The organism is Acidovorax soli, from assembly GCF_900107605.1.
In the GTDB taxonomy this organism is placed as follows: Bacteria; Pseudomonadota; Gammaproteobacteria; order Burkholderiales; family Burkholderiaceae_C; genus Acidovorax; species Acidovorax soli.
In genome coordinates this window covers 103,403-128,486 of sequence record NZ_FNQJ01000009.1, presented here as the reverse complement: position 1 = coordinate 128,486, position 25,084 = coordinate 103,403, and the positions used below count along the sequence as shown (strand labels likewise).

Below are 25,084 nucleotides of genomic sequence, written 5' to 3'. Positions count from 1 at the left end.
CGATACCTCGGTGAAGATTGGCGTGCAGGCCAAGCGCAAGCGTGCGGGGTGGAATCTGGGCTATCTGGAGCGCGTCTTGGGTATCACTATTTAGATGCGATTGCCCTGAAGGGAGTGCTTTGATGCTACTGAATGAATAGCTTCTGATGCTTATTGGATAAGCGCTGCATGGCTATTTTACTTTTGATATGCGCTGATGCCGAGTGGGCGCGGTGGCCGGTGTGGAATGCTGTGTGATGGTGTGTATCAGGGTCTCGGCGAAGAACTGCCGGAGGATGCAAGAATAAGCGCGCACTCAACGTTGAAACTGAGCCGCGAGCGGCGGCTTGCCAGCCCGAGTCGGCTCGAGCGACTGGTTAGACATCGTCTTCGTGCCTTCCATGAATGGAAAGACATACGGAACGCCATTCCCAGTAGCCTGAAAGGAGATGGTTCGCTGCAATTATTCTGTCTATGAGCTTTTCGAGGGAGTCAACGGAGAACTGCAAGTACTCTTGCAGCATGCCCTCTTTGGACCCCTTCAGCCGTACGAACGTGTAGCCCTCTTCGTCGGTACTGCTCCAATCCGCATGCACGACGAGATTTCTCAGTCTTGCGATCTCACCGAGTTCTTGAACTAGCCCAGTAAAGGACTCAGGTTGAATCGCAAAGCACAAATGAAAGTCATCGGAGAAACGTTTGAAAAGATCCAGCTTGGCGCTGAACATGAGCTTCTGAATCACGATGAGGCCAGGTGTATCGCTCCGGTCAGAAATGACCTCGCAAATGAAGGAGTCGAGCGACTTCTCCACAGCATTGAAATACATGACGACCAAGCCAACGAGCGGCAACGAGTCGTCCAGATATGACTCCGCGAGCTCCTCATCCTCGATCGCATGCGACAAATGCTGGACGAATTGTCTGGTTCTTGTTCTCATAAGTCGCCGCGGCCAGCAAAGATGTCTAACGTCTAATTTCAGCGGACGCAGAAGGCGGTCCGTTGGATAGGAATGTTAATCGGGTAAGAAAAATCCGTGAAACCCGGCACGTTTGTGCTGTGGAAACTATAGCTTGCGGGGATCACTGCACCTTGTGTATGCGACCGGCGATTTTGGGCGCTGGTTGTTTGAGCGGTACAACGAAACGACAGCTGGGTGCGGGGAATCGTCTGTTGACTTTTTGGGTGCAGGTTCGCTTGCGCACGGCGCAGCAAAGTTTTAGTATTACGTTTGTAATTACTTGGAGGCTGCCATGCACATGCTCAAACTCACCCAGATTGGAAATTCCGTGGGGGTGGTGCTGCCCAAGGAAGCGTTGGCGCGGCTGAAGCTGGGCAAGGGCGAGTCCATCTTTCTGACGGAAACCCCCGACGGCTACGCGCTCACGCCTTACGACCCGGCGCTGGAAGAAGAAATCAGGGCCGGGCGTGAGTTCATGCACGAGTTCCGCGACACCTTTCACCAGTTGGCCAAATGAGCTGGCGCTGGATCAGCAAGCAGGCGCTGGTGCTGTTGCACGGCGAGAGCCTGGCCACCCACGGCGGGCGTGAAGGCATGCGCGACGAGGGCTTGCTGGAATCCGCACTCATGCGCCCGCAAAACATCGTCGCCTATGCGGATGCGGACAACGCCCCCGATGCCGCCGCGCTGGCGGCCAGCTACGGCGTGGGCATCGCCAAAAACCATCCGTTTGTCGATGGCAACAAGCGCGCGGCGTTTCTGGCGGTGGGTCTGTTTTTGTTCCTCAACGGCTTGCGACTGCAGGCCAGCCAGGCCGAGGCCACGGTCACCATGCTGACCGTGGCCGCTGGCGACATGCTTGAAGAAGACTTTGCCGCATGGCTGCGTGCGCACAGCGCGACGCGGGCATGAGAATGCTGTATGGATTCCAAGACATTTAGCCCTCAAGCGCTCTTGCAGCAAGCGCCACCAGCTATCAAATATATAGCTTGCGACGTGGCGTAACCCGGCGCTGGTGGCTCTATCTGGAACGCGGTCGAGCTTGCGATTTGCCGGGGCGGTGTTTCAGCAGCCTGGGAAGTCCATACAACGCCGCGCACCAAAGGGCCGTGAATACCGTCAGCAGCAGCACGGCGATAAAGGCAAAAATATCGGGCGCTTTCATCAGCGTGGTCATCAGCGAATCCTGGTAATAAAAGAACCACTGGTGGCCGTCGGGAAAGGCCTGTTCGTGAAACCAGTAAAACACCGCCTTGGGGCCGATGGCAAAAATGGCAGCGGCGATCACGGCAAAACCCACCAAAAATCCCCGAAGGATTTGATGCACGGGGGGCCAGAGCATGTGCCGTTGCCACAGGATGAAAATCAAGACGACCCACAGCGCCAGGCTGGCCATTCCCATGCCATACAGCACATCGACCAGATGGGCCACGTCCTGCAGGTGGATGATTTCTGCCTCGTGCAACAGGGCGGCGGGTTGCCCGTTTTTCAGGGGGTAGGTGATTTCGGCCAAGCCCTTGCCGCCCGCATGCACGGCGTCGCTGATTTGCCCAAACAGGCGCCAGTGATCCGGGGGCGTGGTGAATTCAAAATCCGCCTTGAAGCGGTTGTGGGGCGCGTATTGGGCAATGGTCTGGTCCAGCCCCAAAAGCCGGTAGCCCACCGGGTACGCAAAATGGTACTGCGCCAGCAATACCCAGCTGATCCAGGCAAGGGCGAGCAGCTGGCTGGTGAAGAACAAGGGCCAGAAAATGAATCGCTCTGTCATGGCACAGGGGTTTGGATCGCTCCGATTGCTATTTAAATGAGAGCTGCGGGTGAATTATGCATATGCGCTCGCAGCTCATTTCATGCTTGCCGTGGCTCAGCCGGCAGACAGCGTCATGTAGCCCATCATGGGCCAGTAAGTCAGCGAGAAAATCACCAGCAGCACCATGGCCACCAGGGTGAGGACGAAGCCGGTGCGCACGAAGTCGCGCGCGGTGAAGGTGTCGGTGCCGTAGGCAATCATGGCCTGGGGCGAGTTCACGGGCAGGATGAAGCCGATGCTCACCACAAACTGCAGCAGCATGGTCATGCCGATCACGTTGATGCCCGGCGTCTGCACGGCCATGAGCACGCTGATGACGATGGGGATCATGGTTGAGGCCAGGGCGGTGGCGCTGGCAAAGCCCAGGTGGATGACGATCAGAAACAGCGACAGCAGCATCAGGATGGCAAAGGCGCTGGCGTTCTGCAGGCCCAGGTTGGCCACGATGAGGTTGGCCAGCCAGCTGGCGGCGTTGGTCTTGAGCAGGGCCGAGCCCACGCTGATGCCCACGGCAAACAGCACAACGGTGCCCCACGGAAAGCCTTTTTGCGAGTCTTTCCAGCTCATCACGCCAATGCGCGGCGCCAGCATGATGGCGATGGCCGCGATGGTGGTCGATGAGGTGTCCAGGCTGTGCAGCACCTTCTCGGTGGACCAGAATGCCAGCAGGCCCAGCACCAGCGCCAGCAGCTTCCATTCCTTGGTGGTCATGGGGCCCAGTGCGTCGAGCTGGGCGCGGATGGCGGCCTTGCCGCCGGCGATATCGTCCATCTCGGGACGCATCATGCGCGTCATGATGAAGTAGAGCGCAACCGACAGCACGGCCGAGAACGGCGCACCGGCGATGAACCAGTCGGTCCAGGTGATGTCGTGGCCGAACTGCTTTTCGATGAAGCCGATGGCCACCATGTTCTGCGCGGCGGCGGTCTTGATGCCGATGTTCCATACGCTGGTGGTTTGCGCGGCGGTCAGCACCAGCAGCGCGGCAAAGCGGCTGCGCTTGTCCACGCGGAAGGCCAGCACAAAGCCCATCATGATGGGCATCAGGCAGGCAGCGCGCGCCGTGGCGCTGGGCACGATGAACGACAGCAAGAGGCCCACCACCATGGCGCCAATCACGATCTGGTTGGAGCGCGCCTCTACCTTGGACAGCACCGCGAGCGCAATGCGCCTATCGAGCCCCGTGGCCGTCATGGCGGCGGCAATGAAGCAGGCCGCCGCCACCAGCGCCACGGCGCTGCTGGAAAACCCCGACAGCGCCAGGTTCAGTGCCCCGCCGGTGCCCATGTCTCCCTCGGTCTTGCCCACCGCGGGTGCGAAGGCCAGCAAAAAGATCATCAGTGCGCCAATCACTACCGCGCTGACGGCGTAATCCATTGCCTCGGTCATCCAGACGATCACCGCAAAGGCCAGGATGCCCAGCATCACCTGGCCCGCCACCGGCAGGCCCTGCGCAGCGGGCATCAGCACGATGGCGGCCAGCGCAACCAGGGCGGCAATCAGGCCCGCGCGTTGCACCCAGCTTGCGCCGGGCGCCGCCGCAACGGGGGCAGGGGTTGCAGGGGATGTGCTCATGGGTTGTTCCTTGTTGTGGTGGCCGTGCCGGGAGCAAGCCTGGGCTCGGACAGCGCTCCTGAAATGATTGTGCTCCGCTGTGGGTGCAGCGGTTGTGACAAGGCTGACCGGCTTGCTCGGGCAACGGTGCTGCGTTATCCCGCACAGGTCTGGTTGCGTCCCAGGTCCTTGGCCTGGTAGAGGGCTGCGTCAGCGCGTGTGAGCATGGCTTCCAGGGAGTCCTGCGGGCCTTGCCAGGTGGCGACCCCGATGCTGAGCTGGCAATCGAGCGGGTGCCCTGCCTGGAGCAGGACATGGATGCGTTGTGCGACATGGCGGGCTGCTGCGGCATCGGTGTCAGGCAGCAGAATCAGAAATTCCTCGCCACCGTAACGGCCCAGCCAGTCTCCGCTGCGCAAGACAGACGCCGTGCAGGCCGTGAAATGCACCAGCACGGCATCACCGTGCTGGTGGCCGTGCGTGTCGTTCACCGCCTTGAAGTGGTCCAGGTCGAGCATCATGATCGACGGCCCTCGGCCATGGCGGCGGGCGCGCTCCAGTTCCTCGTGGCACCGCTGCATGATGGCGCGGCGGTTGAGCGTCTGTGTCAGCGAGTCGTGCATGGCCAGGTGCTCCAGCTCGGTGCGCACCCGGTCGGTCGCCAGCAGGACGGCGCCAATGGACAGCATCAGCACCGTCAGCACATAGGCGCCGATGTAGGCCGTCTGGAAATGCGAAGGCTCCATCGCGTCGCTGTCGGCCCGGCCCATGACGATCGAAGTGAAGCGCGCTACCAGTACCAGGATGTGCAACGCCAGCACGACCTGCACCAGCCGCATGGGAAAGCCCTTGCCGCCGTGGCGCCAGAGAAAGCGCAGATGCGCGCCATACAGCACCGCCATCAGCAGCGCGAAAATGGCAACCCGCAGTTGATAGCTGGGCGCGACGTAGGTCAGCCATGTCAGCACCAGCAGGGACGCGGCGGCAACGCTGCCCCACAAGATCCACCCTCCGCCATGCCCCAGGAACCGGCGGCTGCCGATGTAATAAACCGTTGCGCCCAGCAGCAGCGCCTGGTTCGCCAGCACGACGGTGAGGAAAGGGGAGAGTTGACCCCGGCCGCTGAAGAGCAGCGTTGCGACCAGCCACAGCACCGGGCTTGCTGCCCAATAGTCCAGCCCGCGGATGCTGGGCGGGTAGTTGCGCCGCATGACCCACAGCACCACCGCCATCATGGCCGACATGAGGCCGCCCAGGGCAATGAGGGAGCGCGGATCGAGTGGCATCTTCCGGCAGGGGGCGATGGGGTGGCGGTGTAAAAAAATGTTTATTTCAGTATAGCCAGACCATGTTTCCCGGCAGGGTGAATTTGTGGGCTGGCTGCCGGTGCGCAGTGCGGCTGCCGGGGGGCTGTGCGGGCTGCGGAAAAGCAGGGCGAAAAAAAGCCACCCACGGACCGGGTGGCTTGCCGGGTGCTGGCGCCGGACCGTTCAGGCAGGGGTGGTCACACGTTCCATGCGCGTCAGCGGCAAGGCTTCGTCGGCGCTGGCGGCGTTCTGCATCACGAAGTTGAATTGGGTGCGCGTGAAGGGCGCGCTGATGCCCAGCGACTCGTAGCCTGCGGGTGCCACGTTCCTCTCCAGGCCCACGATCAGGCCATCGCGCGTGGCGAAGGCAAAGTCGTCGTCGATGTAGCTGTCGCCAGGAATGTTGACCTGCGTGGTCAGTGTGCGCATGCCGGGGGCTGCCACCAGGAAGTGGATGTGCGCAGGACGGTTGCCATGGCGGCCCAGGGCCTCAAACAGCTCGGACGTGGGGCTGTTCGGGGGAATGGCATAACCCGGCGGCAGGAAGGAGCGGAAGCGGTACTGGCCCTTGGCATCCGTCTCGATGCGGCGGCGCAGTTCGTAGGGTTTCATGCCAGGGAAGAAGTGCGAATAGCCGCCCTGCTCATTGGCATGCCACACGTCCACCGAGGCGTGGGCCACGGGCCGGCCGTTCAGGTCCAGCACCTGGCCTTCCATCACGAACACCTCGCCCTTGGGCTCGCCCTCGTCCAGGCGCACTTCGCCCTGGGACATGGGGGCACCGGCCACAAACAGCGGGCCTTCGATGGCGCGCGGCGTGCCGCCTGTGCGGCCGGCCTTGGCGTCGGCTTCGTCGGCGCGGATGTCGATCAGGCGGTCAAACCCAAGGCCTGCGGTGATCAGGCCCGTCTGGCCCGCGGCACCCAGGCGCGTGAGCCAGCCGGCCGCGGCCCAGAATTCGTCGGGGGTCACATCCAGTTCGTCGATGGTCTTGAACAGGTCGGTGACGATGCGCTCGGTGAGCTGGCGCACGCGTGCATTGCCGGGGGCGATCTTCCTGGTGTTGACCAGTTCCAGCAGCTGGGCTTGGGTGAGTTCGGACATGGACGTCTTCTCGGTGGGATGGGGTGGAATAAAGGCAGGTGAAATCAGTCGAGCTTGATGCCGCGCTCGGTGATCAGCTTGGTCCAGCGATCGGACTCACGGGTCAGGTGCTTGGCCAGTTCGTCGGGCGTGGAGCCCACGGGCTCGGCGCCGATGGATTCAAAGCGTTTGGCCACCTCGGGGTCCTTCATGGCGGCCAGCAGGGCTGCGTTGAGCTTGCTGACGATGGCCTTGGGCGTGGACGCAGGCATGAACACGGCAAACCATGGCGATACTTCGTAGCCGGGCACGCCCGCCTCGGCCAGCGTGGGCACATCGGGCAGGGTGCTGGAGCGCTTGGCCGTGGTCACGCCCAGGGCGCGCAGCTTGCCCGACTGGATGTGCGGGCGTGCCGAGGTGATGCTGTCGAACATGTAGTTGACCTGCCCGCCCAGCAGGTCGGACACGGCGGGGCCGCTGCCCTTGTAGGGGATGTGCAGCATCTCGATCTGCGCCAGCGAGGTGAACACCTCGCCCGCCAGGTGGATGGAGGTGCCGTTGCCAGCCGAGGCGTAGGTGAGTTTGCCGGGTGCCTTGTGCGCGGCGGCGATCACGTCCTTGACGCTCTTCACGTCGGGCTGGGTGGCGTTGGTGACCAGCACGTTGGGCACCACGGCCAGCAGGCTCACGGGGGCGAAGTCCTTGATCGGGTCGTAGCTGAGCTTGCCGTACAGCGGCTTGTTGGTGGCCATCCCGATCGAGGTGATCATCATGGTGTAGCCGTCGCCGGGCTGCTTGGCCACGTAGTCGGCACCAATGTTGCCGCCCGCGCCGGGCTTGTTCTCGATGACGAAGGGCTGGCCCAGCGTCTTGCCGGCCTTCTCGCCCAGCGTGCGGGCGATGGCGTCCATGGCGCCGCCGGGCGGGAAGGGCACCACCCAGCGGATGGGCTTGGCGGGCCAGTTGGCCGCGGGGGCCTGGGCGTGCGCAGCGGGCAAGGCGGCAAGGGCCAGACCGGAGGCCAGCAGTGCCAGCGTCTGTCGTTTCATCATGGTGGGTGTCTCTTTATGGGATTGCGAAGGCTCAGATGGCCGAGGGGTGCTGCGCCAAGGGGGTGACGGAGATCTTCATGAACGGGAACAGCGGCAGCCCTTGCAGCAGTTGGTGCAGTTCGTCGTTGGACGCCACATCGAAGATGCTGTAGTTGGCGTATTCGCCCACCACGCGCCAGATGCTCTTCCAGCGGCCGTCGCGCTGCAGGTCTTGCGAATAGGCCTTTTCGCGGGCCTTGATCTCGTTGGCTTCTTCCACGGGCAAGTCGCGCGGAATGTTCACATCCATACGTACCAGAAACAGCATCGGTGTTCTCCTTAAGCGGGGGTGGGGGTGTGTGCGGCCATATCGACATGCACGGCGGTAAGACCCTGGCGGGCGCGGTCGAAGCGCTCGATCTGGGCCAGCGAAACCTCGACGCCAAAGCCGGGGCCATCGGGCAGCTGCAGCTCGAAATCGACGATGGGCATCTGGCGTTCGACGATGTCGTCCACCAGCAATTGGGGGCCGAACAGCTCGCAGCCGTGGTGCTGTTTGCCCAGCGTGGCAAACACATGGGCCGATGCGGCGCTGCCCAGCGATGTCTCCAGCATGGTGCCGCCGTACCAGCCGATGTCGGCCGCTTCGGCCACGGCCGCCACCTTGCGTGTGCGAATCAGGCCGCCATGCTTGGCGACCTTGAGCGAAAACACATGGCTGGCTTTTTCACGCGCCAGCATCATGGCGTCCTGCGGTGTGCACACGGTTTCGTCGGCCATGATGAGGGCGCCATCGAGCGTGGCAGTGAGGTTCTTGAGCACCTCCACGTTCCACTGCGCCACGGGCTGTTCGATCAGCGTCACGCCGGCCTCGACCAGCTGCGGCAGGTAGCGGCGCGCGGTGTTGCCGTCCCAGGCCTGGTTCACGTCCACGGTGAGCGTGGCCTTGCCCTGCAGGCCGCGCGCGATCTGCGACACATGGGCCACGTCGTCCTGCGGCGCGCGGGCGCCGATCTTCATCTTGAAGATGTGGTGGCGCTTTTGTTCCAGGCGCAGATGGGCTTCCTGCAGGTCACGCTCCACGTTGCCGCTGGCCAGCGTCCAGGCCAGGGGCAGGCTCTGGTGCACCTTGCCACCCAGCAGCTGCCAGGCGGGCAGACCCAGCGTGCGGGCCGCGGCGTCGATCAGCGCCATCTCCACCGCGCTCTTGGCAAACGCATTGCCCTTGCAGGCCTTGTCCATGCGCGCCAGGGCGGCTTCAAAACCGCCCGCATCCTGGCCGACGAGGGCGGGGGCCAGGTAGTGGTCGATGGCGTGCAGGATGCTTTCGGGCGACTCTTCGTTCCATGATGGGCCGCCGATGGTGGCGGCCTCGCCAAAGCCCGTGGCGCCATCCTGGAGCCAGACCTGAACAATGACCGGACTCTGGCGGCTGATGGAGCCAAACGAGAGCTTGTGCGGGCGGATCGTGGGAATGTCCAGAATCCGTGCCTGCATGCGTTCGATGGTGAAACGGCTGTGCATCGCTGTGTACCTTTTTTGGATGGACCAGGAAATGACGCTGGCCCACCGGTGGACCAAAAAAATGCAAGGTTAGGTTTAATTCCTATGACGTTCCAATGATTTATTTGCGACTTATCATTCGACTGAATCGAACGAATGAATGGGGGGTGTCTTGATGGAAATCCGGCAACTGCGCTACTTTCTCGACATCGCCCAGACCGAGCATCTCACACAGTCGGCGCAGAACCTGTTTGTCACGCAGTCCACCTTGTCGCACGGGCTGCGCCAGCTGGAGCAGGAACTGGAGATACAGCTCTTTGACCGGCTGGGCCGGGGCTTGCGGTTGTCGCAGGCGGGTGCGGCTTTCAGGGTGCATGCCGCCCGCGCGCTGCAGGAAATCGAGGCCGGGCGCATGGCGCTGGCCGACATGACGGGGCTGCAGGCGGGCATGCTCACCGTGGGTGTCATTCCCACCTTCCTGCACACCCTGGTGCCGGCCACGGTGGCGGCCTTCAGCATGGCCTATCCCAAGGTGAACATCGTGGTGCGCGACCTGCGCGCCGGGCCCATCGAGGAGCAACTGGTCGCGGGCCTGCTGGATGTAGGCATCGCCTTTCACCCCACGCAGCGTGAGGAGATCGAGACCGAGCCCCTGTTCGAGGAGCGCATGCAGCTGGTGGTGAATCGCGCCCACCCGCTGGCGCGCCGCCGCACCCTGGCCGTCAAGGCCCTGGCCGGGGTGTCGCTGGCCATGCTGCCGCGCGCCTTTGCCACGCGCCGCCTGATCGACGACAGCCTGCGCGAGGCCGGCGTGCAACCCTGGGTGCGGGTGGAGATGGAGTCGGTGGAGGGCCTGATCGACGTGTGCCGCTGGGGCGAGCTGGCCTGCATCGTGCCCGAGCGTGCCGCACGCCAGGCGCCGGACATGCAGGCCATCCCGCTGCATTCGCCGCAGATGGTGCGCCACGCCGGCATCCTGTGGCGGCGTGGCGCCTCGCGCAGCCGGGCTGCCGTGGAGTTTGCGGCCTTGCTGCGGCCACGGCATCGGCTGCCCGGTGTGGGGCGGATATTGGAATGAAGAAGACCGATGGCGCTGATGGAAAAACACAAAATGCTCTATAAGTGATAGCAATTGTGCTCATGCGCGAGGCGCTGCGAACGGCGCTGCTGCAGGCGCGTTGTGAGCCCGTGGCGCCGTCCGCCGGTCAGGGCGTGTTCGTCTTGGGCTGAAAATCGCAGTAGGGCGCCACCCGGCATTCCCAGCAGCGCGGCTTGCGTGCCTGGCACACGTAGCGGCCCAGCAGGATCAGCCAGTGGTGCGAATCCACGGCGTAGGCGGCGGGCACCCGCTTCATCAGCTGCAACTCCACCGCCAGCGGGTTCTTGCCGGGCGCCAGGCCGGTGCGGTTGCTCACGCGAAAGATGTGTGTATCCACCGCCATGGTGGGCTGGCCGAAAGCCACGTTGAGCACCACATTCGCCGTCTTGCGGCCCACGCCGGGCAGGGCTTCGAGCGCTTCGCGCGTGCGCGGCACCACGCCAGCGTGCTGCTCGACCAGGATGCGGCAGGTTTCCATCAGGTGGCGCGCCTTGCTCTTGTACAGGCCAATCGTCTTGATGTAGCCCTCCAGCCCGTCCAGCCCCAGGTCCAGGATGGCCTGCGGCGTGCCCGCCACGGGGAACAGCTTGCGTGTGGCCTTGTTCACGCCCACGTCGGTGGCCTGGGCCGACAGCAGCACGGCGGCCAGCAGCTCGAACACGGTGGTGTATTCGAGCTCGGTGTTGGGCAGCGGGTTGGCTGCTTTCAGGGTGGCAAAAAAAGGTTCGATCTGCGCGGTTTTCATGGCGGGCAGTGTAGGGGCTGCGTGTCCGCAGCGGCCCGTGGATGCCCGTGGGCCGGAAATCTGCATGCCGATTGGCGACAATGTGCGATCTCCTGCCCACCTGAAATCCAAGCCATGCAATTTGCCGACCGCCTGAACAATGTAGAAACCTCCGCCATCCGCGAACTCTTCAAGCTGCTGGGCAAGCCCGGCATCATCAGCTTTGCGGGCGGCTTCCCCGACAGCGCCATGTTCGACGTGGACGGCATCCGCGCCGCCAGCAATGCCGCCCTGGCCGAAGAGCCCGGCGCCGCGCTGCAATATGGCGCCACCGAGGGCTACAACCCGCTGCGCGAGCAGCTGGCCGCCTTCATGGCCAGCAAGGGTGCCAAGGATGTGGCGGCCGACAACCTGATCGTCACCACCGGCAGCCAGCAGGCCCTGGACCTGCTGGGCAAGACGCTCATCAGCCCCGGCGACAAGGTGATTGTGGAAGGCCCGACCTTTCTGGCCACCATCCAGTGCTTCCGCCTGTACGGCGCTGAACTCATCAGCGCGCCCATCGATGGCAACGGCGTGAAGACCGATGAGCTGGAAAAGCTCATCGCCGAGCACCAACCCAAGTTCGTTTACCTGATTCCCACCTTCGGCAACCCCAGCGGCGCCATGCTGAGCCTGGAACGCCGCAAGGCCGTGCTGGAGATGGCCGTCAAGCACAACACGCTGATCGTCGAGGACGACCCCTACGGCGACCTGTACTTTGGCGACGCGCCTCCCCCCAGCCTGCTCAACCTGTCGGCCACTGTGCCCGGCAGCCGCGAGCTGCTGGTGCATTGCGGCAGCTTGAGCAAGGTGCTCTCGCCCGGCCTGCGCGTGGGCTGGATGATTGCCCCGGCCGAGCTGCTGGCCAAGGCCACCATGTGCAAGCAGTTCAGCGATGCGCACACCAGCACCTTTGCCCAGGCCACGGCCGCGCAATACCTCAAGGCCGGCCGCATGCCCGGCACGCTGGCCCATGTGCGCAAGGTGTACGCCGAGCGCGCCCAGGCCATGGGCAACGCGCTGCGGAACGACCTGGGCGATGCCATCGAGTTCGTGCAGCCCCAGGGCGGACTGTTTGTGTGGGCGCGCCTCACCGGTGCGGGCGGCAAGGTGGTTGACGGCAATGTGCTGGCCAAGCGTGCCATCGACAAGGGCGTGGCCTTTGTGCCCGGCACGCCGTTCTTCTGCGCCAACCCCGACCACGCCACCTTCCGCCTGTCGTTCGCCACGGCCGATGCGGACAAGATCCGCGAAGGTGTGGCGCGCCTGGCCCAGGCAGTGTGACCTGTCCATCCATGCCAGATACCAACAACCTCGGCAACATCCTCCAGCGCCTGGAAAACCTGGAGGTCAAGGCCAGCTTTACCGAAGACTTGCTGGACCAGCTGAACATGACCATCTACCAGCAGCAGCAACTGATCGACCGGCTCACGCATGAGATCATCGCCCTGCGCCAGCAGGCGCCCGAGGGCGGCTCCAACGGCCCGCGCAACCTGCGCGACGAGCTGCCGCCGCATTACTGAGCGCCAGAACTCCCCATGTCGTCCTCTGCTGCCACTCCGGCGCCGTACCCGCACCTGCTGGCGCCGCTGGGTCTCGGCTTCACCGCGCATCGGATGGGCGGCACGCTGGAGGCCGGCGAGCTGGATGCCAAGCGCGCCATTGACCAGGCGGCACGGCTTTAACGGCAGGCGCTGCAGAGGCGATCACCACAGTACCATGCGGTGCCGGGCTGCACATGGGGTGCCGGGCCGGTGTTCTCCGCTGTTCCCGTTCTTCAGGTCTGTTCCATGCAATACCGCAACCTTGGCAAAAGCAATCTCCAGGTCTCCCGTCTGTGCCTGGGCACCATGATGTTTGGCGACCAGACTTCCCGTGAGGAAGCTGCCGCCATCGTGTCCGATGCCCATGCCCAGGGCGTCAACTACATCGACACGGCCGACGTGTACACCAAGGGTGCCTCCGAATCCATGCTGGGTGGGCTGCTGCGTGGCCAGCGCCACGACTGGGTGCTGGCCACCAAGCTGGGCAACCCCATGTCAGTCCGCGTGAACGAGGTGCACTACTCGCGCAGCTGGATGCTGCGCGAGGTCGAAGCCAGCCTGGGACGGTTGCAGACCGACCATGTGGACATTCTTTACCTGCACCGCGACTACAACGGCATGAACCTGGAGGAGCCGCTGTGGGCGCTCGACGCCCTGCTGCGCGCGGGCAAGATCCGCTACTGGGGCGTTTCCAATTTCCGGGGCTGGCGCATCACGGAACTGGTGCACCTGGCCCGGCAGATGGGCATGCCCGGCCCCGTGGTGTGCCAGCCTTACTACAACCTGCTCAACCGCATGCCCGAGGTGGAGGTGTTGCCGGCCTGCGCCTACCACGGCCTGGGCGTCACGCCCTACAGCCCGGTGGCGCGCGGCGTACTCACGGGCAAATACCTGCCCGGCCAGCCGCCGGTGGAGGGTTCGCGTGCGGCACGGGGTGACAGGCGCATCGCGCAGACCGAATGGCGCGAAGAGTCGCTGCAGATCGCCCAGACCCTGCAGCAGCATGTGCAGGCGCGGGGCGTGACGCTGGCGCAATTTGCCACGGCCTGGGTGCTGGCCCATCCGGCGGTGAGCTCGGTGATTGCCGGGCCCCGCACGCTGGCGCAGTGGCAGGATTACGCGCCCGCGCTCGGCTACACCCTGACCCCGGAAGACGAGGCGCTGGTGAATTCGCTGGTGGCGCCGGGCCATCCGTCCACGCCGGGATACAACGACCCGGCCTACCCGCTGGACGGGCGCTAACCGGTTCGTGGGGCGCGGCGCTGCGGCACCTGTGCCGGCGTCGATTTGCCCCTGGCCGGGGTGAGGCAGTTGCCGCAGGCGGTACGATCGCCCATGAAGAAAACTTTCCAGCTCCACATCGAAGGCAAGAACAGCGACCGCGTCCTGGATGCCATCAAGCATGAAATCCGCAAGTACATCAAGCGTGAGCGCGGCCGCCCCGTGCCTGCCGGCGCGGACTTCTGGGACTTTGACTGCAAGTTCGGCAGCACCGCCGAAAACGCCGCAGTCGCCCATCTTTCCGCCTTGATCGGCCTGATTGACGGCGTGGTCCGCGAAGGCGGGACGCAGTTTTATGTCGAAATCCTGGCCAAGGGCGGGCATCGCCAGGCCCGTCCTGCGCCGGCGGGTGAAGAAGGCGAGGGCGGCGCCACCAGCGACGGCAACGGCGCCGACGGATCCGCCGACTGATCGCCCGGTCTCAATCCTGCCCGGCCGCCGCCTGCGCTGCTGCGGCCGCGGCGCGCAGCTTGTCTTTCTTGCTGGGCCGCTTGCCCTTGATGCCTCCGGTGCTTGCGGGCGCGGCCTCTGGCGGCACTTCGGTGGGCTCGAAACCCGCGATCTGTTCGCGCGGCAGGGCGAGGTGCTGGCGCTTCTCGATCAGGCGCCAATGCGCCTCGGTGTCTGCGCTGACAAAGCTCACGGCCACGCCGGCCTCGCCGGCACGCCCGGTGCGCCCGATGCGGTGCACGTAATCCACGGCAGAGCGGGGCAGGTCGTAGTTCACCACGGCGGGCAACTGGGCGATGTCGATGCCGCGCGCGGCCAGATCAGTGGTCAGCACCACCTGCCAGCGCTCGTCCTTGAATTCCTGCAGCACCTGCTTGCGTGCGCCCTGGCTCAGGCCGCCATGGAAAGGCGTGGCAAAAATGCCGGCCTTGTAGAGTTTTTCGGCCACATGCTCGGCGGCATATTGCGTGGCCACGAACACCAGCACGCGGCTCCATTGATGCTGCTGCACCAGGTGGCGCAGCAGCTGCGTGCGGCGGCTGGCGTCCACTGCAATGGCGCGTTGCACGATGGCGGGCGCACTGCCGGGGGTGTCGGGCACGGTCACGCGCACGGGCTCGTGCAGCAGTCCCTCGGCCAGTGACTGCACTGCGGTGGGGAACGTGGCCGAAAAGAACAGGTTCTGCCGCTGCGCTGGCAGCAAGGCCAGCACGCGGTTGAGTTCGTCGGCAAAGCCCAGGTCGAGCAGCCGGTCGGCCTCGTCCAGCACCAGCAGCTGCACGGCAGAGAGCTTCAGGGCGTTGTGCTCCACCAGATCGAGCAGGCGGCCGGGCGTGGCAACCACGACATCGGCCCCACCACGCAGCGCCATCATCTGCGGGTTGATCGAGACGCCGCCAAACACCACGGCCACCTTGGGCGGCTGCGCCAGGTGCTGGCCCAGGCTGCGAACCACTTCACCCACCTGGGCGGCCAGTTCGCGCGTGGGCACCAGGACGAGGGCGCGCACCCGCCGCGGTGTGTGGGCCGCGCCGGCTTGCAGCCGCTGCAGCAGGGGCAGGGCAAAAGCGGCCGTTTTGCCGGAGCCCGTCTGGGCCGAGCCCACGACATCGGCGCCGCGCAGGATGGCCGGAATGGCGGCCTCCTGGATGGGCGTGGGCGTGGCAAAACCCAGGGCGGTGGCGGCCTGGACGAGGGCGGGAGAGAGACCGAGGGCAGAAAATGGCATGGTGTGGAGCAAAGAATTCAGGCCACCCACCCTGGCGCCACTGCGCACAAGGCCATGGCCCGCAAGAAGGGCGGCGCCGCAGTCTGCGGGCGTGCATTGTGCGCCACCCGCGCGGCTGGCGATAATCGCAGCCTGCCTGCCCCGGCGCTGCACAGGCCTTTTGACACCATGAACCTTGCTTTTGATTCATCCACCATCACCCACAGCATCCAGCTGGCCGTGGCCCCGGTGTTCCTGCTCACCGCCGTGGCCGGCATGATCGGTGCGGTGGCCGGGCGCCTGGCGCGCATCATCGACCGGGCCCGCGTGGTGGAAGACCGGGCCCGCCACTCCGATGAGGCCGAGTTTCTCGAGCGCGCCGTGATCGAGCTCGGCTACCTGCGCACCCGCGGGCGCATGGCCAATGGCTGCATCGGCCTGCTCACCCTGTGCGGTTTTCTGATCGGCGTGACCATCATCCTGCTGTTTCTGGGCGAGACCACCGATTTTCGGGGCCACACCTGGGCCCTGGCGAGTTTCTTGAGTGGCGTGCTCTCATTCCTGCTGGCGCTGGTGCTCTTTTTCGTGGAGACGGTGATGGCCACGCGCATCCTCAATTTCCACATGCTGCGCTCGCCGTTGCCGGCTCCCGTGCCAAAGCAGTCTTGAGGTTTGCCGCATGAAATCCTTGCGTGATCTGGCAGGCCTGGGCGGCCTGGTCTATTCCACCGACCATGGCCGCATGTGCCCCGGCTGCCGCCAGCCGCAGGCGCAGTGCGTGTGCAAGGCCGCGCCCGTGCCTGCGGGCGACGGCATCGTGCGCGTTGCGCGCGAGACCAAGGGGCGCGGCGGCAAGGCGGTCACGGTGGTCAAGGGCGTGGCGCTGGATGCCGATGCGCTGGTCGCGCTGGGCAAGCAGCTCAAGGCCGCGTGCGGAAGCGGCGGCACGGTGAAGGACGGCGTGATCGAGGTGCAGGGCGACCATGTGGAGCGCGTGATTGAGGCGCTGAAAAAAAGCGGCCACCAGGTCAAGCGCGTGGGCGGCTGATGATGGACCCCGCCCAGCTGCAGCGCCTGGTCACGGTGACCATGCCCTATGGCAAGTACAAGGGCCGCGTGCTGGCAGATCTGCCCGGCAATTACCTGAACTGGTTTGCCCGCGAGGGCTTTCCGCGCAGCGACCTGGGGCGTCTGCTGGCGCTGATGCACGAAATCGATCACAACGGACTGTCGCCACTGCTCGAACCCCTGCGCGCCGCCGCCCGCTTGCCGCCGCGCGCGCAAACCGACTGAGTTTTCTTCTGCGCGCCGAGGCTGCAAATCCCGCGAAGGGAAGCGTGCGCGATTTGGGTAAGGTGGCTCTGGCGCGCGTATTGAAAGCGCTATGAGCTATTAAAAACAGAGCATTCAGGCGTTTTTCACCGCGATTGCATCACCCTCGCGCCGCACTGTCCACCAGCCCACCCGCGCCAGCCAGCCCAGCGCCAGCAACGCCGCCAGACCCACCAGCCATTGCCCCAGGCGCGCCTGGTCGTCCAGCAGGTAGGCGTTGCACAGGCGCAGCGGCGTGTCGATGTAGAGTTGGCCCACCACGGCGGTCATGGGCAGCACATTGCCGAGGAAGAAGCCCTGCACCACCAGCCCCGCGGCGCGCCACGACAGCCGCAGCGCCGCGCCCGCGCCCAGCAGTGCAGCGCACTTGGAGATTTCGATGGCGGGTTCGCGCAGCGCCAGGTCGAGCACGCGCGGCACCATCAATACGGCCAGCACCCCGGCCACCAGCACCAGCCCGGCGATGCCGTGGGCGTTCCAGCGGGAGACCACGGTGTGCGCGCGCGGCGGCAGCGCGGCCGCCAGCAGCGCACCGACCCCCATCAGCAGTGGGAACTGCAGCACCATGTGGCGCCACATGCTGGCCTCCAGCGCCTGGCGCAGCGCGGGCCAGGCCAGCAGCGCGCACAAGGCCAGCCCCAGGGCGGCCTGGGTGCGCGGCGTGCAGCGTGGCCAGGGTGTCATGGCGCGTTCCGGGCGAGGTGGCGCGCGTAGTCCAGCGCGAGCTGCTGCTCGGTGATGTCGAACACGCGCACCATGCGGCCGCGCGCATCGAACACCAGCAGCGCGGCGTTGTGCTCGTAGTCGCCCCGGCCGTTGGGCACCACCACCACGCCCAGGCGGCGAAGCAGGGCCTGCTGCTGCGCCGCGTCGGGCACGCGCGCGAAGCGCCACAGCGCCGGGTCGGCGTGCAGCCCGCGTGCATAGGCGAGCAGCACGGCCGGGTGGTCGTGCGCGCCATCGAAGCTGATGGACAGCAGGCGCACGTTCGCGGGGTGGCCCGCCTCGGCATCGGCCTGCAGCGCCGCCTGCAATTGCTGGAAGGTGCTGCCCAGCGACAGGCAGACGGTCTGGCAGCGTGTGTAGATGAAGTCGGCGATGGTCGCGCCGCCGTCCTGCGCCAGCAGCGCGGGCAGGTCGGGGGCGGCCACGCCCGGGCCGTCCACCGCCACGCGTGGTGCGTCCACGGGGTGCAGCGCCACTTCCAGGCGGCGCGCGCCCTCGTCGGTCCAGACCTGGAAGCCGTGCGTGAGCCAATTGGCCGCTGCCCAGCCGCACAGCGCCAGCAGCAGGCTCAGCACGGCGGTGCGCAGCATGGCTTCAGCGCGCCAGTGCCTGCAGCGCGGCGCCGCCCTCGAACGGCGTGGTGCGGTCGCTGGCCTTGCGCTCCTGCGCGATCAGGTCGGGCGCCACGGCAGCGGCCTGGTTGCCCCAGGCACTGCGGACATAGCTCGCCACGGCGGCGAGTTCGGCATCGCCCAGTTGCTTGAAGCTGGGCATGGCGCCCTGGTAGCTTTTGCCCGCCACGGTGATCTCGCCCGTCACGCCGTGCAGCAGGATGTTGGCCAGCACGCGCGGCTCGCCCTTCACCCACTCCGAGCCCGCGAGCGGCGGGAACACGCCCGGCAGGCCCTGGCCCGTGGCCTGGTGGCAGGCTGCGCACTGCGCGGCGAACAGCGCCTTGCCGTCCACGGCAGCACCTGCAGCGGCCGGCGCGGGGCCAGAGAGGTCGGCCACCGTGCGGCGGTCACCCAGGGCGGCGTTACCGAAGGGCTCGGACAGGAAGATGTAGCCCACGCCGAACAGCACCATGGCCAGCGTGATGGCGGCGGCTACCAGCGGCACGGGGCGGATGCGTTCCTCGGGGTCGGCGTTCTCGCGCTGTTGCGCGCGGTGGGTGTCGTCTTGGGACATGGCGGGTGCCTCTCAGGATGCGGGACGGGCGGCCGGGCCGGCGGCGCTGCGCGGCGGGGGCGGCAGCACGGGGTAGGTGTGGTCCAGGCCCTGCAGGTACTTCACGAGGTCCAGCGCCTCGGGGCGTGCCACGACCACCTTGCCCTCGGGGCCCTGGCCCGGCGGCAGCTTGACGACCTCGTCGCCCGGCTCGGCGGCGGCCTTGGTTTCGAACAGGTACGGGTAGGACGGCATGATGGACCCCGGCACATAGGCGCGCGGCTGGTACAGGTGGCCCAGGTGCCAGTCCTTGCTGGGCTGGCGCGCGCCGATGTTGAACAGGTCGGGCCCGGTGCGCATGCTGCCCAGCAGGTGCGGCTTGTCGTACACGTAGTCGCCCGGCACCGAGGCGCGGCCCCAGCCGCGTGCATGGTCGGGGCCGAGGTTGCGGTCGCGCGGCTGCTGCGTGTGGCAGTACACGCAGCCGTTGGCGATATAGACCTCGCGCCCGCGCAGCTGCGCGCTGGTATAGGGCTTGAGTCCTTCGGGCGGCGTGATGTCGCGCACCTCCATGTAGGGCAGCACCACCAGCGCCGCCGTGGCCACGGCCAGGGACACCATGGCCCCTGCCGCCAGCTTGATTTCATTTTCCATGGACCAACTCCAGTGCCTTGGGAGATGCCGGTGCGAACAGGGCGGCCCCCGTGCGCGCCGGGCCGAAGCGCAGCGCCATGGCCAGGAAGTGGCCGGCGAAGACGAGGTGGCTGGTCACCATCAGCGCGCCGCCCACGCTGCGCCACTGCAGGTAGGGGATGGTCAACGCGACCGACTCCATGAAGGGCCGCGAAGCGTCGAGCATGGCCAGGCCTTGCAGCCAGCCGCCGATGGTCAGGCCGACGAAGTAGATGCCGATGCCGATGGCCGCGAGCCAGAACTGCAGCGAGATGAGGCGCGGGTACGGCCACTCCCAGTTGAGCACGCGCGGCAGCATGAAGTAGATGGCGCCGAACAGCACCATGGTGACGAAGGCATAGGCCCCCAGGTGCGCATGCGCCACCGTGAAGTGCGTGAAGTGCGCCACCTGGTTGACGCTGCGCAGCGCCTCCAGCGAGCCCTGCACCGACGACAGCATGTACATCAGCCCGCCGAACATCATGAAGCGCAGCGTGGGCGAGTGGCGCACCAGGTGCATGCGGCCCCACATGGTGCCCGCCATGTTGATGGTGAAGGCCGCCACGGGGATGATCATCATCATGCTCTGCACGATGGACAGCGTACTCAGCCAGCCCGGAATCGGCCCACCGATCAGGTGGTGCCCGCCCACCTGGCCGTAGAAGAAGGCCAGCGTCCAGAAGCCCAGGATGGACAGGTTGTATGAACGCACCGGCCGGCCGATGATCTTGGGCAGGAAATAGTAGATGGCGCCCACGCTGATGGGCGTGAACCACAGGCCCAGCACGTTGTGGCCGTACCACCAGTTGGTGGTGGCCTGCTGCACGCCGGTGTGCACGCCGGGCAGCTTGCCCACGAGGAACAGCAGCGTGATCCACAGCAGCGCCGCCACCAGGTACCAGACGCTCACGTACAGGGATTCGACCTTGCGGTTGACCAGCGTGTACAGCACCGGCCCGATGATGCAGAGGAAGCCCGCGACGATGAACAGGCCGATCTGCCACGGCATCTCCAGGTACTCCATGCCGTCGCTCCAGCCCGCGCCAATGGCGCCGATGGCGCTGGCGATGCCCGCATTGATGAGCGCACCGCCCAGCATCACCCACACGGCGCCGATGAGCGGCGTGCGCAGCAGGCGCGGCAGCAGCCAGACGATGAGGCCGAGCGCGGCGTTGGTGATCCAGCCGTAGAGGACCGCCGTCAGGTGCATGGTGCGCACGCGGCCGAAGGTCTGCCAGGCCTCGCCCACCAGCCAGTCGGGCATGTGCAGCTTGAGTGAGGCCGTGAGCCCCGCCGCGGAGCCCAGCACCAGCCAGAAAATGGCGAAGGCGATGAACATGAACACGGGGAAGGCGCTGGAGCGGTCGGCCTGCACGCGGTGCTCCAGCTCTTGCGGGTCGGGGGCATGGCCCTCGTGCGCGTCGTCGCCCGGCTCGGCGGCAGCCGCTTGCAGGTGAGCACGCCCGGCATCCTGCAGCGCCGGATCGTCGATCTGGCCGATCTCGCCGCGCGCGAAGATGACCGAAGCCGCCCGGGGATTTTCAACCAGCAGGCCCTTGCGCATCGACCAGATGAAGACAAACAGTCCCATGATCGACAGCAGGAAGGCCCCTAGCAAACTCAGTATTGCACTGTCCATGGGTGGGTTTCCTTGTGGTTCTGGCGTGCGCCGCACGCCGCTTTTTTGATGCACTACAAGGACCCATCAGAAATCCTGTGGTACGCGCTGGTGCGTCGGATTTTAAGATTCATGAAAAATGTATATTTATGCGCGCATCCAAGCCCCTGACGGTGGAAGTGTTAAAGCATACTGGGGTGGAACCACGTACCCCATCCAAAGGCCACGAACCGGTTTTAAAGGCGAAAAGGGCGAAAGTGACGGCGGCCTATCTGTAGGCGCTATTGGCTATGTTTTTGATGGCTTTGATGCTCACGCTTTCTCTGCCGGCACCAGCCATTGGCGGGCTGCCGCCATCACGCAATCAGTCAGTCGCTCCAGGCTGGTCTGGGCCGAGCGCGCGTGCACCCAGTACAGCGGCATGGTCATGCCGGTGCCGGGCAGCAGTTCCATCAGGGTGCCGGCGCCGAGCTGGCGCTGGATCAGCCAACGGGGGTGCATGCCCCAGCCCATGCCTGCCTCGCAGCCGCGCACAAAGCCATCGTTGGACGGCACAAAGTGCTTGGGCGGACTCTGGCGCGAGGCCAGACCCTGCCGTTGCAGCCACTGTTCCTGGAGGCGGTCCTTGCGGTCGTAGGTCATCATCGGCGCGTGGGCGATGGCCTCGGTGGTGACGCCGTGCGCGAAATGCTGCGCCACAAAGGCAGGGCTGGACGCTGCCACGTAGCGCACCGATCCCAGCGGCCAGGTGTTGCAGCCCGCAATGCTGCCCGCGCTGGCCGTGACGGCGGCCAGCACATCGCCTTCCTTGAGGCGCTGGGCCGTGTGGTCCTGGTCGTCGATGCGGATGTCCAGCAGCTCGTTGCCGCCGCCTGTGAAAGCGGCCATGGCATCCATGAACCAGGTGGAAAGCGAATCGGCATTCACCGCCAGCTTGAGCGTGGGGGGCGTGGCGTGGCCGTCGGGCATCAGCGTGGGGTTGGTGCGGCGCAGCTCGTTTTCGAGCAGCGCCACCTGCTCCACATGCAGGCACAGCCGCCGCCCGGCCTCGGTGCCGGTGCAGGGCGTGCCGCGCAGCACCAGCACCTGGCCCGTGCGTTCTTCGAGCTGCTTGATGCGCTGCGATACCGCCGAGGGCGTGACGTGCAGCCGGCGGGCCGCGCGTTCGAAGCTGCCTTCGCGCACCACGGCGGCCAGGGCCTGGAGTCCGATGTAGTCAAGCATGAAGAACTGCTAACTTTGATTCAGATGAATTAATTTTACTTAATCCATACCGCCGCCCAGAATCGGTGCCATGTGGACTGCCCATGCTTCTTCTTCGTGGCTCGCCGGATTCACCGTCTGCCTCTCGCTGATCGTTTCGATCGGGGCCCAGAACCTGTATGTGCTGCGCCAGGCCGTCAGCGGCCAGCATGTGCGCGCCTGCGTGGCGTGGTGCGTGGCCAGCGATGCGCTGCTGATCGGCGTGGGCGTGGCCGGCATGGCGCAGTTGCTGGGGCGCTCGCCCGCGCTGGCTTATTACCTCACCGTGGGCGGCGCCATCTTTCTGCTGGCCTATGGCCTGTTTGCCTGGTGGCGCGCGCTGGTTGCGCCGGATGCCAGCCTGGGTGCTCCGCAGGACGCGGCCCCGCGGGGTCTGCTGGGTGTGCTGGGCACCCTGGCGGTGATCACGCTGTTCAACCCCCATGTCTACCTGGACACCGTGGTGCTGGTGGGCTCGATTGGTGCGCGCCAGGACGGCGGCCTCAAGTGGGTGTTCGTGGCAGGGGCGGCCTCGGCCAGCCTGGTGTGGTTTGCGGCTTTGGCGCTGGCCGGGCGGCGGCTGCAGGGCCTGTTTGCCGATCCCCGCGCCTGGCGGGTGCTGGATGCGCTCACGGGCTGCATGATGCTGGTGCTGGCGTGGTGGGTGTGGCAAGGGGTGGCGGGCTGAGGCCGGCTGGCAATGCCAAGGGTGAGTTTGTCGGGGATGCTGCCTTGTGTTGCTGCTCTGCGGCGGCTGGGCCGCGCAGGTGAGCCCGTCCCCATTTTTCGCCACGAAACCACGCACCATGCAACCCGCTTTGGTCATCCGCCACTTTCGTGGTCACGGGTTCGGGCAATCGGTACAACTCAACTACGGCAGCGCCATGAACAGCCGCTGCAGCGACACGGCTTTTAGCCAGGGCCGGGCGGTGAACCTGGATGAAACCCGGAGTTCAATGGCCGGCTTCTGACGGATGATCCCCGGCGCCATCGCCAAACACCGGGTGCGTGCCGAAATACCCGAGAAACAGATTGCGGGCAATGCCGTGGGCAGTGACCTGCAGGTCGTGCGCCACCTCGGGTGCGAACAGTCGGGTGGTCTGTTCGCCCCACAGGCGCACCCACACGGCGAAATGCGCGGGTGTCACGCCCTGCAATGCCATGTGCTTGCCAAAGACGTTGCCACGAAAGCTCTTGCTGCCCAGCGCAACGGTGCTCCAGAAGTCCACCATGCGCGCCAGATGGGGCTCCCACCGATCACGCAGGGCCTCCTCGAACACGGGGCCCAGCAGGGCGTCGGCCCGGACCGCGGCATAAAAGCTGTGCACCAGCTCGGTCAGGCTTTCCACGCTGGGCGTGCGCCACCCGCCGGTGTTGTCCGCATCGTCCGGCGCCTGGCGGGGCGCAGAGGGGTTCAGCTGCATCCGCAACCCGAGGAGCCGCAGCCTGCAGCCGCAGCAGGCGCGGCCTCGAACTGGGGAAACAGCACGTTGTTTTCGATGTGGATGTGGTTGACCAGGTCGTCGCCAAACTGGGCAATGCCGGCGTACAGCGCGCGCCAGGTGTTGCAGGCACCGGTGGGCGGCGTGGCGTCGTGGGTGAGGGCGTTCAGCTGGTCAAGGGCCGCGCCATGGTCCGTATGCTCGGCACGCATCATGCCGATGGGCTGGCCCACGAACGGGTTGCCGCCCGACTTGAGCATGGGAAACAGGATGGCTTCTTCCTTGTGCATGTGCGACAGCAGTTCTTGCTGGATTTCTTCGAGCAGGTCGCCCAGTCCGGTGGGCACATCGGGGTTGGCGCGGTGCACGGCTTCCACGCGGTGCGCCATGCGGATCAGCTCGGGCAACTGCACGCGATGCACGTCATGGTAGCGCGTGAGGATGTGGTCGATCAACGCGCCGGGTTCTTCCACCCCGGGCAGGGCGCTGGGGCGCTGCAGGGCTGCCAGCTCGGCCAGCACGGCATTCACGTCCAGACCTTTCTCGGCCGCGGCCGTTGCCAGGGGGACCTGGCCGCCGCAGCAAAAATCGAGTTTCAGGCGCCGGAACACGGCGGTGGCGCCGGGCAGCTGGACCGCAATCTGGCCGATTTGCTGATCGGCACTCAGGGCGGCAGGGGCGGATGCGGTGGATTCCAGACGGGCGTTCATGGCGAGGTCCTTTTAAGATTCATATGATGTGAATATTTTATGGCATAAAATTCATATCCACTACCTCTTTTAATTGACCTGTGGCAATCCAATGCGTCTGACCCAATGGACCGATTACACGCTGCGTGTGCTGATGTATTGCGCGGCGACTGAAGGGCGTGTGCAACCCGTCACCATCAGCGAGGTGGCGGAAAGCTATGACATTTCACGCAGCCACCTCACCAAGATTGTCCAGGAGCTGTCTGCCCAGGGCCTGCTGGAAACAACGCGTGGGCGCGGCGGCGGCATGCGCCTGATGAAACCCGCCGCAGAGATCAACATCGGTGCCGTGGTGCGTGCCACCGAAACCGATTTCAACCTGGTCGAATGCTTTGACCCCGCGCAAAACCAGTGCCGGCTGAGCAGCCACTGCTACCTCAAGGGCGTGCTGGGCCAGGCCATGCGGGCCTTTCTCGCCGTGCTGGACAAGGTGACGCTGGCCGATTTGCTGGCCGAACCCCAGAGCGTGGTGGCGATGCCCCAGTCGCGCCGCCTAGCGGCGGCGCAGCCGGTGCCGGGGTTGCCGGATGCGGCCGGGTAGCGCCTGAAAACTTCTGTGTGAC

General features: G+C 65.6%; 32 protein-coding genes. 14 read left to right on the top strand and 18 right to left on the bottom strand.

Annotated features, from left to right (window positions below; genetic code table 11):
• Positions 1 to 356: 356 nt before the first annotated feature.
• Complete coding sequence (locus tag BLW02_RS08965; RefSeq protein ID WP_092697983.1) at positions 357 to 917, bottom strand: hypothetical protein; 561 nt, start codon at positions 915 to 917, stop codon at positions 357 to 359.
• Between the two features lie 313 nt (positions 918 to 1,230).
• On the opposite strand from BLW02_RS08965, the gene BLW02_RS08960 reads away from it, so the two are divergent.
• Both BLW02_RS08960 and BLW02_RS08955 read left to right on the top strand, forming a co-directional pair.
• Complete coding sequence (locus tag BLW02_RS08960; RefSeq protein WP_092697992.1) at positions 1,231 to 1,455, top strand: AbrB/MazE/SpoVT family DNA-binding domain-containing protein; 225 nt, start codon at positions 1,231 to 1,233, stop codon at positions 1,453 to 1,455.
• Complete coding sequence (locus BLW02_RS08955; protein ID WP_092697982.1) at positions 1,452 to 1,850, top strand: type II toxin-antitoxin system death-on-curing family toxin; 399 nt, start codon at positions 1,452 to 1,454, stop codon at positions 1,848 to 1,850. Before BLW02_RS08960 ends, BLW02_RS08955 begins: the two co-directional genes overlap by 4 nt.
• A 109-nt stretch (positions 1,851 to 1,959) precedes the next feature.
• On the opposite strand, the gene BLW02_RS08950 is transcribed toward BLW02_RS08955, so the two are convergent.
• The 7 genes from BLW02_RS08950 to BLW02_RS08920 all read right to left on the bottom strand — a co-directional run bounded on the left by BLW02_RS08950 (position 1,960) and on the right by BLW02_RS08920 (position 9,247).
• Positions 1,960 to 2,706 carry a lipoprotein intramolecular transacylase Lit gene (locus BLW02_RS08950; RefSeq protein WP_092697981.1) on the bottom strand — a complete coding sequence of 249 codons (747 nt, stop codon included), beginning with the start codon at positions 2,704 to 2,706 and terminating at the stop codon, positions 1,960 to 1,962.
• Between the two features lie 96 nt (positions 2,707 to 2,802).
• On the bottom strand, positions 2,803 to 4,323 hold the full coding sequence (locus BLW02_RS08945; protein WP_092697980.1) for an SLC13 family permease: 1,521 nt from the start codon (positions 4,321 to 4,323) through the stop codon (positions 2,803 to 2,805).
• Positions 4,324 to 4,457: 134 nt separating this feature from the next.
• A complete protein-coding gene (locus BLW02_RS08940; RefSeq protein ID WP_092697979.1) occupies positions 4,458 to 5,588 on the bottom strand; it encodes a GGDEF domain-containing protein in 1,131 nt (376 codons plus the stop codon).
• Between the two features lie 204 nt (positions 5,589 to 5,792).
• A complete protein-coding gene (locus BLW02_RS08935; protein ID WP_092697978.1) occupies positions 5,793 to 6,713 on the bottom strand; it encodes a dioxygenase family protein in 921 nt (306 codons plus the stop codon).
• 44 nt (positions 6,714 to 6,757) lie between these two features.
• Positions 6,758 to 7,741, bottom strand: coding sequence for a tripartite tricarboxylate transporter substrate binding protein (locus BLW02_RS08930; RefSeq protein WP_208859712.1), 984 nt, complete (start codon positions 7,739 to 7,741; stop codon positions 6,758 to 6,760).
• A gap of 34 nt (positions 7,742 to 7,775) precedes the next feature.
• Entirely contained in the window at positions 7,776 to 8,051 is a 276-nt protein-coding gene (gene catC, locus BLW02_RS08925) for a muconolactone Delta-isomerase (RefSeq protein WP_026435659.1), read from the bottom strand.
• 11 nt (positions 8,052 to 8,062) lie between these two features.
• Positions 8,063 to 9,247, bottom strand: a complete 1,185-nt coding sequence (locus BLW02_RS08920) for a muconate cycloisomerase family protein (protein WP_092697976.1) — start codon at positions 9,245 to 9,247, stop codon at positions 8,063 to 8,065.
• Positions 9,248 to 9,401: 154 nt separating this feature from the next.
• Between BLW02_RS08920 and cynR the strand changes: the two genes are divergently transcribed.
• A complete protein-coding gene (cynR, locus tag BLW02_RS08915) occupies positions 9,402 to 10,304 on the top strand; it encodes a transcriptional regulator CynR (RefSeq protein ID WP_092697975.1) in 903 nt (300 codons plus the stop codon).
• Positions 10,305 to 10,431: 127 nt separating this feature from the next.
• Here the strand turns inward: cynR and nth are convergent, their stop codons facing one another.
• Entirely contained in the window at positions 10,432 to 11,070 is a 639-nt protein-coding gene (nth, locus tag BLW02_RS08910; protein WP_092697974.1) for an endonuclease III, read from the bottom strand.
• A 114-nt stretch (positions 11,071 to 11,184) separates the two neighbouring features.
• Between nth and BLW02_RS08905 the strand changes: the two genes are divergently transcribed.
• The 5 genes from BLW02_RS08905 (at position 11,185) to BLW02_RS08890 (ending at position 14,327) form a co-directional block, all read left to right on the top strand.
• Entirely contained in the window at positions 11,185 to 12,375 is a 1,191-nt protein-coding gene (locus BLW02_RS08905; RefSeq protein WP_092697973.1) for an aminotransferase-like domain-containing protein, read from the top strand.
• Between the two features lie 11 nt (positions 12,376 to 12,386).
• Complete coding sequence (locus BLW02_RS08900; RefSeq protein ID WP_092697972.1) at positions 12,387 to 12,614, top strand: SlyX family protein; 228 nt, start codon at positions 12,387 to 12,389, stop codon at positions 12,612 to 12,614.
• Positions 12,615 to 12,629: 15 nt separating this feature from the next.
• On the top strand, positions 12,630 to 12,776 hold the full coding sequence (locus tag BLW02_RS19910) for a hypothetical protein (RefSeq protein ID WP_159433776.1): 147 nt from the start codon (positions 12,630 to 12,632) through the stop codon (positions 12,774 to 12,776).
• Between the two features lie 105 nt (positions 12,777 to 12,881).
• Positions 12,882 to 13,877 carry an aldo/keto reductase gene (locus tag BLW02_RS08895; protein ID WP_092697971.1) on the top strand — a complete coding sequence of 332 codons (996 nt, stop codon included), beginning with the start codon at positions 12,882 to 12,884 and terminating at the stop codon, positions 13,875 to 13,877.
• Between the two features lie 93 nt (positions 13,878 to 13,970).
• Positions 13,971 to 14,327 (top strand): DUF6172 family protein, encoded by a 357-nt coding sequence (locus BLW02_RS08890; protein WP_092697970.1) that lies wholly within the window; start codon positions 13,971 to 13,973, stop codon positions 14,325 to 14,327.
• 10 nt (positions 14,328 to 14,337) lie between these two features.
• Here the strand turns inward: BLW02_RS08890 and BLW02_RS08885 are convergent, their stop codons facing one another.
• On the bottom strand, positions 14,338 to 15,594 hold the full coding sequence (locus BLW02_RS08885; RefSeq protein ID WP_092697969.1) for a DEAD/DEAH box helicase: 1,257 nt from the start codon (positions 15,592 to 15,594) through the stop codon (positions 14,338 to 14,340).
• A gap of 168 nt (positions 15,595 to 15,762) precedes the next feature.
• On the opposite strand from BLW02_RS08885, the gene BLW02_RS08880 reads away from it, so the two are divergent.
• The 3 genes from BLW02_RS08880 to BLW02_RS08870 are packed head-to-tail and all read left to right on the top strand — an operon-like array spanning position 15,763 to position 16,866.
• Positions 15,763 to 16,242, top strand: a complete 480-nt coding sequence (locus BLW02_RS08880) for a DUF2721 domain-containing protein (RefSeq protein ID WP_092697968.1) — start codon at positions 15,763 to 15,765, stop codon at positions 16,240 to 16,242.
• Positions 16,243 to 16,252: 10 nt separating this feature from the next.
• Positions 16,253 to 16,621: a translation initiation factor Sui1 gene (locus tag BLW02_RS08875; protein ID WP_092697967.1), complete on the top strand. Its 369-nt coding sequence runs from the start codon at positions 16,253 to 16,255 to the stop codon at positions 16,619 to 16,621.
• A 2-nt stretch (positions 16,622 to 16,623) separates the two neighbouring features.
• Complete coding sequence (locus BLW02_RS08870) at positions 16,624 to 16,866, top strand: DUF3820 family protein (RefSeq protein WP_092697991.1); 243 nt, start codon at positions 16,624 to 16,626, stop codon at positions 16,864 to 16,866.
• 114 nt (positions 16,867 to 16,980) lie between these two features.
• Here BLW02_RS08870 and BLW02_RS08865 read toward each other — a convergent pair whose 3' ends face one another.
• The 6 genes from BLW02_RS08865 to BLW02_RS08840 form a co-directional block, all read right to left on the bottom strand.
• On the bottom strand, positions 16,981 to 17,589 hold the full coding sequence (locus BLW02_RS08865; protein WP_092697966.1) for a hypothetical protein: 609 nt from the start codon (positions 17,587 to 17,589) through the stop codon (positions 16,981 to 16,983).
• Positions 17,586 to 18,221 (bottom strand): SCO family protein, encoded by a 636-nt coding sequence (locus BLW02_RS08860; RefSeq protein WP_092697965.1) that lies wholly within the window; start codon positions 18,219 to 18,221, stop codon positions 17,586 to 17,588. The genes BLW02_RS08865 and BLW02_RS08860 overlap by 4 nt, the downstream gene beginning before the upstream one ends.
• Before the next feature lie 4 nt (positions 18,222 to 18,225).
• On the bottom strand, positions 18,226 to 18,819 hold the full coding sequence (locus tag BLW02_RS08855) for a c-type cytochrome (RefSeq protein WP_092697964.1): 594 nt from the start codon (positions 18,817 to 18,819) through the stop codon (positions 18,226 to 18,228).
• 12 nt (positions 18,820 to 18,831) lie between these two features.
• Positions 18,832 to 19,452: a cbb3-type cytochrome c oxidase subunit II gene (locus BLW02_RS08850; protein ID WP_092697963.1), complete on the bottom strand. Its 621-nt coding sequence runs from the start codon at positions 19,450 to 19,452 to the stop codon at positions 18,832 to 18,834.
• A complete protein-coding gene (locus tag BLW02_RS08845; protein WP_092697962.1) occupies positions 19,442 to 21,109 on the bottom strand; it encodes a cbb3-type cytochrome c oxidase subunit I in 1,668 nt (555 codons plus the stop codon). Before BLW02_RS08845 ends, BLW02_RS08850 begins: the two co-directional genes overlap by 11 nt.
• 291 nt (positions 21,110 to 21,400) lie before the next feature.
• Positions 21,401 to 22,312 (bottom strand): HTH-type transcriptional regulator ArgP, encoded by a 912-nt coding sequence (locus BLW02_RS08840; protein WP_092697961.1) that lies wholly within the window; start codon positions 22,310 to 22,312, stop codon positions 21,401 to 21,403.
• 70 nt (positions 22,313 to 22,382) lie between these two features.
• Here BLW02_RS08840 and BLW02_RS08835 point away from each other — a divergent pair, with 70 nt between their 5' ends.
• Together BLW02_RS08835 and BLW02_RS19905 are read left to right on the top strand one after the other, a co-directional pair.
• Positions 22,383 to 23,018: a LysE/ArgO family amino acid transporter gene (locus BLW02_RS08835; RefSeq protein ID WP_092697960.1), complete on the top strand. Its 636-nt coding sequence runs from the start codon at positions 22,383 to 22,385 to the stop codon at positions 23,016 to 23,018.
• Between the two features lie 118 nt (positions 23,019 to 23,136).
• Positions 23,137 to 23,301, top strand: a complete 165-nt coding sequence (locus BLW02_RS19905; RefSeq protein ID WP_159433775.1) for a hypothetical protein — start codon at positions 23,137 to 23,139, stop codon at positions 23,299 to 23,301.
• On the opposite strand, the gene BLW02_RS08830 is transcribed toward BLW02_RS19905, so the two are convergent.
• Positions 23,284 to 23,754, bottom strand: a complete 471-nt coding sequence (locus BLW02_RS08830) for a group III truncated hemoglobin (RefSeq protein ID WP_244273651.1) — start codon at positions 23,752 to 23,754, stop codon at positions 23,284 to 23,286. The two genes, BLW02_RS19905 and BLW02_RS08830, sit on opposite strands and share 18 nt — an antisense overlap.
• Positions 23,745 to 24,482, bottom strand: a complete 738-nt coding sequence (gene ytfE, locus BLW02_RS08825) for an iron-sulfur cluster repair protein YtfE (protein ID WP_092697959.1) — start codon at positions 24,480 to 24,482, stop codon at positions 23,745 to 23,747. The genes BLW02_RS08830 and ytfE overlap by 10 nt, the downstream gene beginning before the upstream one ends.
• A gap of 91 nt (positions 24,483 to 24,573) precedes the next feature.
• On the opposite strand from ytfE, the gene BLW02_RS08820 reads away from it, so the two are divergent.
• Positions 24,574 to 25,062, top strand: a complete 489-nt coding sequence (locus BLW02_RS08820) for an RrF2 family transcriptional regulator (RefSeq protein WP_092697958.1) — start codon at positions 24,574 to 24,576, stop codon at positions 25,060 to 25,062.
• Positions 25,063 to 25,084: the final 22 nt, after the last annotated feature.